The 8,882-nt window shown below is 46.6% G+C and carries 7 protein-coding genes; 5 read left to right on the top strand and 2 right to left on the bottom strand.

Features of this window, described 5'->3' with window-relative positions:
• Positions 1-114 precede the first annotated feature (114 nt).
• The gene (locus GPK60_RS07465) at positions 115-993 is read right to left on the bottom strand and encodes a shikimate dehydrogenase (RefSeq protein WP_215659188.1); all 879 of its coding nucleotides are present in this window, start codon (positions 991-993) and stop codon (positions 115-117) included.
• Positions 994-1,196: 203 nt separating this feature from the next.
• On the opposite strand from GPK60_RS07465, the gene aroD reads away from it, so the two are divergent.
• The 5 genes from aroD to purB all read left to right on the top strand — a co-directional run bounded on the left by aroD (position 1,197) and on the right by purB (position 6,623).
• The gene (gene aroD / locus GPK60_RS07460; RefSeq protein WP_215659187.1) at positions 1,197-1,958 is read left to right on the top strand and encodes a type I 3-dehydroquinate dehydratase; all 762 of its coding nucleotides are present in this window, start codon (positions 1,197-1,199) and stop codon (positions 1,956-1,958) included.
• A 113-nt stretch (positions 1,959-2,071) separates the two neighbouring features.
• Positions 2,072-2,869 (top strand): sigma-E processing peptidase SpoIIGA, encoded by a 798-nt coding sequence (locus GPK60_RS07455; RefSeq protein ID WP_215659186.1) that lies wholly within the window; start codon positions 2,072-2,074, stop codon positions 2,867-2,869.
• Positions 2,859-3,605, top strand: coding sequence for an RNA polymerase sporulation sigma factor SigE (sigE, locus tag GPK60_RS07450; RefSeq protein ID WP_147631167.1), 747 nt, complete (start codon positions 2,859-2,861; stop codon positions 3,603-3,605). Before GPK60_RS07455 ends, sigE begins: the two co-directional genes overlap by 11 nt.
• Positions 3,606-3,731: 126 nt before the next feature.
• On the top strand, positions 3,732-5,174 hold the full coding sequence (purF, locus tag GPK60_RS07445) for an amidophosphoribosyltransferase (protein ID WP_215659185.1): 1,443 nt from the start codon (positions 3,732-3,734) through the stop codon (positions 5,172-5,174).
• A 15-nt stretch (positions 5,175-5,189) separates the two neighbouring features.
• Positions 5,190-6,623: an adenylosuccinate lyase gene (purB, locus tag GPK60_RS07440; protein WP_022117973.1), complete on the top strand. Its 1,434-nt coding sequence runs from the start codon at positions 5,190-5,192 to the stop codon at positions 6,621-6,623.
• A 292-nt stretch (positions 6,624-6,915) separates the two neighbouring features.
• Here purB and GPK60_RS07435 read toward each other — a convergent pair whose 3' ends face one another.
• Positions 6,916-8,553 (bottom strand): ATP-binding cassette domain-containing protein, encoded by a 1,638-nt coding sequence (locus GPK60_RS07435; protein ID WP_022119640.1) that lies wholly within the window; start codon positions 8,551-8,553, stop codon positions 6,916-6,918.
• Positions 8,554-8,882: the final 329 nt, after the last annotated feature.

Below are 8,882 nucleotides of genomic sequence, written 5' to 3'. Positions count from 1 at the left end.
CTATTGAAACCGCCGTGTACCGAACGGTACGCACGGTGGTGTGAGAGGACGGCGGTTAGTCACCGCCTCCTACTCGATTAAGTGATAAATAAAAGATAAAACGTGATTTACAGATCAGCCCTTGAAATAATGTTCTCTGATCGGCTCGATCGGCATTTCTTTTCCGGTCCAGAGGCGGAAGGCTTCGGCACCCTGGAAAAGCAGCATGTAAAGCCCGTTAAAGGTGGCACAGCCATTTGCGGAAGCCATCTGAAGCAGGCGTGTCTGCTTCGGATTGTAAATGATATCCGACACGATCAGTTCCGGACGAAGCATGGAAGCATCCGGGATCGGACAGGTATCTGCGTGCGGAGCCATGCCAAGGGAAGTGGCGTTGGTCAGGATCGTACTGGCTTCAAGTGCCTGCCGCAGGGATGCTTCATCAGCAAGATCCGATACTGCAGCTTTACAGGAAGTGTTAGCATTGATCGTGTCGGCAAGTTTTAGGGCACGTTCCCAGGAACGGCCTTTGCGGTTAAAAATATGCAGTGTGGATACACCGTCTAATGCAGCCTGTACGGCGATGGCAGTTGCTGCACCGCCGGCACCCAGAAGTGTCATTTCTTTGCCGATGATGTCGTGTCCGGCCTCTTTGACTGCCTGCATATAGCCGATGCCGTCGGTGTTGTGACCGACCAGTCTGCCGTTTTTATTGACAACCGTGTTAACAGCACCAATCATGCGGGCGGCATCCGAAAGATCATCGATCAGCTCACAGATTTTTGTCTTATCCGGCATGGTGCAGTTAAAACCGGCGATGTTCATACATCGCAGCCCCTTTACCGTATCTGCAAGGTTTGCTTCCGGCACATCGAAACAAAGATAGACATAGTTAAGATCCAGCAGGCGGAAAGCTTCATTGTGCATCAGAGGAGAGATACTGTGGGAAACAGGGCTTCCGAGAAGCCCTGTCAGCTTTGTGTGCCCGTCAATCACAGGAAATGTATCGTTCATAAGATCACCTCGTAAGTTTTTGTATTTTTGCGATATCGTGATGCCCGCGAATGCTTCTGCTGCAAAATAACAAAACGTCAGACGCCGGCATCCCGTCAGTTTTATGATAATGACCGGGCGTGCATCTGTCAAGTGCTGGACTTTGCGGCGGAAGTATAGTATAATTACAGGAAAAAGCAGGAATGTATGGGAGGCACAGCAATATGGACAAAACAGTACAGGTCAGAGATCTCGTGATCGGAGAGGGAAGACCGAAAATCTGCATTCCGGTCATGGGCAGAACGACAGAAACATTAAAAGAAGCTGCCGGTCATGCAATGAAAAAACATCCGGATCTGATTGAATGGAGAGCGGATTATTTTGCGGATATCGAGAACGAAGAAGTACGCAGACAGGCATTTGATGAGCTGAGAGAGATTCTGGGAGAAGTACCGTTGCTGTTTACGATCCGTACAAGAAGAGAAGGCGGAGAGGCTGATCTTTCGGCAGACCAGTATCTCAAGGTTGTATCGGATGCGATCCGGGATGAAAAGGCAGATCTGGTGGACGTGGAAATCTCCCACGGCGATGACATAGCATTTATGCTGATCTCGCTTGCACATGAGTTTGGGATCAAGACCATAGCATCCAGCCATGATTTTTCACAGACACCGAAAAAGGAGCAGATCATCATGACACTTTGCAAGATGCAGGAATTAGAAGCCGATATCCCAAAGATGGCGGTGATGCCACAGAGAGAGAGAGATGTTCTGGTACTGCTCGATGCAACATTAAGTATGAAAGAGCTCCATGCCCAGACACCGGTCATCACGATGGCCATGGGAAGGAACGGTGTGGTATCAAGGCTGTCGGGAGAAGTATTCGGCTCTGCTGTGACATTTGGGACGGCAGGAGCACAGTCCGCACCGGGACAGATCGATGCGGAAGAATTAAGGAAGATTTTGGAACTTTTGGCCGTCGTCTGATGTCAACGAAAAAATAGAACACAAGATCGCAGTTTTGACAAAATATGCACCCCTTGTCACCTATAATGGTAAGTGCTTAAGCGGCACTCCATGTAGGAGGCAGGGGGTGTTTTGTGTACTATGAAGTTTATCTGGATTTTTATTTTTTAGAAAGTTTTTTAACGGATGTGGCTCTGCTTATCCTGGTAAAAACGGTGATGCGGGAAAAATGGAAGGCAAAACGTATTGCAGGCACAGCCGTGCTGGAAAGCATGTGGTCCTGTATCGAATTGCTGCTTCCCTTTCGGGGGAGTTTTACAGCGACCTTTTTCTGGATCGTTTCCGTTTTGCTTCTGGTAAGGGGAGGACTTGGAAAAAGAACGGCAAAAGAAGTGCTCTATGGTGCATTGTTGCTTGGAATTTCAAGCTTTTGCTTTGGCGGTGCACTGTATGTGGCAGAAACGTTCCAATATATTCCGGGAATTTTTGTGAAAATGACGGTATTTCTGGTCCTGTGGATGCTTTTGTATCTGTATACGGAAACCGACCAAAACAGACAGCGGATCTGCGAGGTCAGCCTCTGGCAGTGTGGGAAAAATAGAAAAGTGAAGGCACTTTACGATACGGGAAACCGCCTTCGAGAACCTTATAAAAAACGTCCGGTAAATATCATAGAGTACGAAGCGGCAAAAGAGCTGCTGGATGGAAAAGAAAATGTGTTTCTGATTCCATACCGTACCGTAAGCGGTTCAGGGGAAATGCTCAGAGGGATAGTTTTTGACAGAATGATTGTCAGCAAAGGAAGAAAAACAGAGATTTATGAACATCCGGTGATAGCCCTTACGGGGGAACGTGTGAGCAGTGATGGCAGTTATCAGATGATACTGCATCCAGATAACCGGAAAAATCAGGAGGAGAAGGATTATGTTTAAAATGGCGACCCCACAGAAATTTCAGTTTCGAATGACAAAAGGATGGCAGAATATATGGTTCCGCAGAACAAACGAAGTGCATTATATCGGAGGCAGTGATGTGCTGCCAGCACCACTTGAGGCACAGGAAGAGGCAAAAATGCTGGAAAACCTGGAAGGCGGAGAACATCAGGAAGAGGCCAGAAAACGGCTGATCGAGCACAATTTGAGACTGGTGGTTTACATAGCGAAAAAATTTGATAATACGGGCGTTGGAGTGGAAGATCTGATATCCATAGGAACGATCGGACTGATCAAGGCGATCAATACCTTTAACACCGGAAAAAATATCAAACTGGCGACGTACGCCTCAAGATGCATAGAAAATGAGATCCTGATGTATCTTCGCAGAAACAGCAAGACCAGAATGGAAGTCTCGATCGATGAGCCGCTGAATGTGGACTGGGACGGAAATGAGTTGCTGCTGTCGGATATTTTGGGAACCGATGAGGATGTGATCTACCGCGATATGGAGACGGAAGTAGAATACAAACTGCTGTTTCGGGCAATCGCAAAACTTTCTGACAGGGAGCAGACAATCGTCAATCTGCGATATGGTCTGAACAGCTGCGACGGTAAAGAAAAGACGCAGAAAGAAGTGGCAGATATCCTCGGCATTTCGCAGTCTTATATTTCAAGACTGGAGAAAAAGATCATGAAACGTCTGAAAAGAGAAATGATACGCTACGAGCAGTGACAAAAAACTTGCTTTATAGAAAATGATAGACTATAATAAATTGCGGAATAACAGAAGAAAGTCGTAACTGTGAAGGTACTGAACAGATACGAAAAGTTTTGATGGAAACCACGGAAAGGAAATCAGATGAACGAGAATTTGCATATTCAGAGAGAAATGGATGACAAACCAGGCGAGGAATGTGGTGTATTCGGCATCTATGATTTTGACGGGAACGATATTGCACAGACCATATATTATGGTCTGTTTGCTTTACAGCACCGAGGACAGGAGAGCTGTGGTATCGCCGTCAGTGATACGGAAGGACCAAAAGGAAAAGTGGATTCCTGCAAGGGAATGGGACTTGTAAACGAAGTGTTTGATGCAGAAAAACTGGAGAATCTTCATGGAAACATCGGTGTCGGTCATGTGCGTTATTCTACGGCAGGAGCCAGCACAAGAGAGAATGCACAGCCTCTGGTACTGAATTATATCAAAGGCACGCTTGCACTTGCACACAATGGAAACCTGATCAATGCCCCACAGCTGCGGGAAGAGCTGGCATATGGCGGAGCGATTTTTCAGACGACCATTGACTCCGAGGTGATCGCATATCATATTGCGAGAGAACGTGTCAGAAGCAAGACGGCAGAAGAGGCAGTTGCCCGTGCCATGCAGAAGATCAAAGGAGCCTATTCTCTTGTGATCATGTCTCCGAGAAAACTGATGGGAGCAAGAGATCCGCAGGGGTTCCGCCCACTGTGCATCGGCAAAAGGGGAAATGCCTATGTACTAGCGAGTGAAACCTGTGCACTGGATACGATCGGTGCCGAGTTTGTAAGGGATGTACTGCCGGGTGAGATCGTTACGATCACACAGGAAGGCATCAAATCTGACACACGTCTGTGCCAAAAGCAGCAGACGGCACACTGCGTTTTTGAGTACATTTACTTTGCAAGACCGGACAGCGTGATCGACGGTGTGAGTGTCTATCATTCCAGACTGATGGCAGGAAGATATCTGGCGATGGATTCACCGGTGGATGCAGATATCGTAGTCGGTGTCCCGGAATCCGGAAATGCAGCAGCACTTGGATATTCCCTTCAGTCCGGCATTCCATACGGTACTGCTTTTGTGAAAAACGGCTATGTCGGCCGTACCTTTATCAAACCGAAACAGAGCAGCCGTGAGTCCAGCGTCCGTGTGAAACTGAATGTACTGCGTGAAGCAGTAGAAGGCAAACGAGTGATCATGATCGATGATTCGATCGTCCGTGGAACAACCAGTGACCGCATTGTGCATATGCTGCGTGAGGCAGGAGCCAAAGAAGTGCATATGCGTGTCAGTTCACCGCCATTTTTATGGCCGTGCTACTTCGGTACCGATGTGCCTGCAAGAGAGCAGCTGATTGCATACAACCGTACCGTGGAGGAGATCAGACAGGTGATAGGAGCAGACAGTCTTGGATATCTGGACTGCAGTCGCCTGCGTCAAATGGCAGGAGACCTGCCGATCTGCACCGGATGTTTTACCGGAAACTATCCGCTGGATCCGCCGATGGAGGATATCAGAGGAGAATTCGAACAGTAGATACAGGAGGAAAATATGAGTACAGACAGATACGTAAGCCCATTATCAGAGCGTTATGCAAGCAAGGAAATGCAGTACATTTTTTCACCGGATATGAAATTTCGTACCTGGAGAAAACTCTGGATCGCACTTGCTGAGACAGAAAAAGAGCTTGGACTGAACATTACAGACGAGCAGATCGAGGAACTGAAAGCACATGCAGAGGACATCAATTATGATGTGGCAAAAGAAAGAGAACGTCTTGTCCGCCACGACGTTATGTCCCATGTGTATGCATATGGCGTACAGTGCCCGAAAGCAAAAGGCATCATCCATCTGGGAGCAACCTCCTGTTATGTTGGTGACAACACCGACATTATCGTGATGACAGAAGCACTGAAGCTGGTGAAAAAGAAACTGGTCAATGTATTGGCAGAGCTGGCAAAATTTGCAGATGAATACAAAAATCAGCCGACCCTGGCATTCACCCATTTTCAGCCGGCACAGCCGACAACCGTCGGAAAACGTGCAACGCTTTGGATGCAGGAGTTCTGTCTGGATCTCGAAGATCTGGACTATGTACTTGGAAGCATGAAACTGCTCGGTTCCAAGGGAACAACCGGGACACAGGCAAGCTTTTTGGAACTGTTTGACGGAGATCAGGAGACCATCGACAAGATCGATCCGATGATTGCAAAGAAGATGGGATTCAAAGAGTGCTATCCGGTATCCGGCCAGACCTACTCCAGAAAAGTCGATACCAGAGTGATCAATGTACTGGCAGGCATCGCTGCAAGTGCACACAAATTCTCCAACGATATCCGGCTGCTTCAGCATTTAAAAGAAGTAGAAGAACCGTTTGAAAAGACCCAGATTGGATCTTCCGCCATGGCTTACAAACGTAACCCGATGAGAAGTGAGCGTATCGCATCTCTTTCTCGTTATGTGATGGTAGATGCACTGAATCCGGCAATTACATCTGCGACTCAGTGGTTTGAGAGAACCCTGGATGATTCTGCAAACAAGAGACTTTCCGTTCCGGAAGGATTTCTGGCGATCGACGGTATCCTGGATCTGTGCCTGAACGTGGTAGACGGTCTGGTTGTATATCCGAAAGTCATCGAAAAACACATGATGGCAGAACTGCCGTTCATGGCAACTGAGAACATTATGATGGATGCTGTAAAGGCTGGCGGTGACCGTCAGGAACTGCATGAACGTATCCGTGTACTTTCCATGGAAGCAGGCAAACATGTCAAAGAAGAAGGGAAAGAAAACAACCTTCTGGAACTGATTGCAGCAGATCCGGCATTCAACATGACACTGGAAGAGCTGCAGAAGAGCATGGAGCCGTCCAGATATGTAGGCCGTGCACCAAGACAGGTGGACAACTTCCTGAAAAACGTGGTGAATCCGATTCTGGAAGAGAACAAAGAACTGCTGGGCGTAAAAGCAGAGATTCTGGTTTAAATAAAAAAGAAGGATATGGTTTCCAAAATGGATTCCATATCCTTTTTTTGCTTTTGATAAAGTGATGTGGGTGTCAAAAGTCCCCAACTATGATGCCTGCGGATTGTTCCGTGCGTTGCACTCCCACAATCCTCTCCAGTATTCGCATATCGTGGGATTATCATCCCACTTTTATGCTCATATCTGGGCGGGTCCCAAGGTCTTTCATCCACCTATGAGCAAGCTCATGTGGATTTAGACCTTTTGACCCTGGCATCATAAAGTATATTCAGAAAGATCTGATCTTGATGATTTAGTTGTCTTCCAGAGTTCCCTCTGTGCTGTAAACCTGACGTTTCTTTGCCATTTCATCGCTTGCCAGGTATTCGTCGTAGGAAGTGATCTTGTCAATCAGTTTTCCGTTTGGCAGAATCTCCATGATACGGTTTGCCGTTGTCTGCACAATCTGATGGTCGTGGGAAGCAAACAGGATCACACCTGGGAATTTGATCATGCCGTTGTTCAGGGCAGTGATGGATTCCATATCCAGGTGGTTGGTAGGTTCGTCAAAGATCAGGATGTTTGCACCGGAGATCATCATCTTGGAGAGCAGGCAGCGGACTTTCTCACCACCGGAGAGTACACGGACCTGTTTCACACCGTCATCACCGGCAAACAGCATACGTCCGAGGAAGCCACGTACATAAGTTGCATCTTTGATCTCGGAGAACTGTGTCAGCCAGTCTACGATCGTCAGATCATTGTCGAACTCTTTGGTGCTGTCCTTTGGAAAATAAGCCTGAGATGTGGTGACACCCCATTTGAAAGAACCTTCGTCCGGTTCCATTTCGCCCATCAGGATCTTGAAGAATACTGTTTTTGCAAGTTCGTTGCCGCCGACAAAAGCGACTTTGTCATTTCTTCCAAGTGTGAAAGAAATATCATCGAGTACTTTTACGCCGTCGATGGTCTTGGAAAGATTCTCTACCATCAGTACTTCATTGCCGATCTCACGTTCCGGACGGAAATCAATGTACGGATATTTACGGCTGGAAGGACGGATCTCATCCAGCTGGATTTTTTCCAGAGCACGTTTTCTGGAAGTAGCCTGTTTGGATTTGGAAGCGTTGGCACTGAATCTGGAGATAAAGTCCTGTAATTCCTTGATTTTTTCTTCCTTCTTTTTGTTTGCTTCTTTCATCTGACGGATCATCAGCTGACTGGATTCGTACCAGAAGTCATAGTTACCGGCATAGAGCTGAATTTTGCCATAGTCGATATCTGCGGTGTGGGTGCAGACCTTATTCAGGAAATAACGGTCATGGGATACCACGATCACCGTATTTTCAAAGTTGATCAGAAATTCTTCCAGCCATTCGATCGCACCGAGATCCAGGTGGTTGGTCGGCTCGTCGAGAAGAAGGATGTCCGGATTGCCGAATAGGGCTCTTGCAAGCAGGACTTTGACCTTTTCATTACCGTTTAAGTCGCCCATCAGAGTATAATGCAGATCCGGTTCAATGCCAAGACCGTTTAACAGTGTGGCTGCATCAGATTCTGCTTCCCAGCCGTTCATCTCAGCAAATTCGCCTTCCAGTTCGCTGGCACGGATACCGTCTTCTTCGCTGAAATCCTCTTTTGCATAAATGGCATCTTTTTCTTTCATAATATCATAGAGACGCTGATTTCCCATGATAACCGTGTCCATGACCGTGAACGCATCATATTTAAAGTGGTCCTGCTCCAGGACGGAGAGACGCTGTCCTGGTGTGATGACAATATTGCCGTTGGTAGTGTCGAGCTGACCGGAAAGAATCTTCAGGAATGTGGATTTGCCGGCACCGTTGGCACCGATCAGACCGTAGCAGTTTCCCTCTGTAAATTTAATATTTACATCTTCAAATAATGCTTTCTTACCGATACGCAGAGTCACATTGTTTGCACTAATCATTTTTAACCTCCAGAAAGTATATTGTATACAATAATAATCGAACGAAATACATACAAAATCAGCTGTATGTATTCTGGTCAGTATCACTGACATTTTACCTGTTCTATTGTAACCGAAAACAGGAAAAAAGCAAGAGCCAGAACGAAATAACTGAATATAAGAAGCAAAATAATGGGTTCATGTTAAAAAAACAAGAAAAAATAACTGGATATTCTTGAAATTTTGTAGTATCTTTGCATGGTATGTTGTTAAATTAAGTGGTATATTATGATATCATGATGTTGGAGTCAAAAGTCCCCAACTATGATGCCTACGGATTGTTCCGTACA

Origin of the sequence: Ruminococcus sp. MCC718 (assembly GCF_018783905.1) — a bacterium.
Taxonomy (GTDB): Bacteria; Bacillota; Clostridia; order Lachnospirales; family Lachnospiraceae; genus Hominisplanchenecus; species Hominisplanchenecus faecis.
This window is presented reverse-complemented; position numbering and strand designations above follow the sequence as displayed.

What these genes read in the sequence shown, in the direction of transcription:
- GPK60_RS07465 (WP_215659188.1), bottom strand. Translation starts at nt 993, where the DNA reads ATGAACGATACATTTCCTGTGATTGACGGGCACACAAAGCTGACAGGG.
- aroD (WP_215659187.1), top strand. Translation starts at nt 1,197, where the DNA reads ATGGACAAAACAGTACAGGTCAGAGATCTCGTGATCGGAGAGGGAAGA.
- purF (WP_215659185.1), top strand. Translation starts at nt 3,732, where the DNA reads ATGAACGAGAATTTGCATATTCAGAGAGAAATGGATGACAAACCAGGC.
- purB (WP_022117973.1), top strand. Translation starts at nt 5,190, where the DNA reads ATGAGTACAGACAGATACGTAAGCCCATTATCAGAGCGTTATGCAAGC.
- GPK60_RS07435 (WP_022119640.1), bottom strand. Translation starts at nt 8,553, where the DNA reads ATGATTAGTGCAAACAATGTGACTCTGCGTATCGGTAAGAAAGCATTA.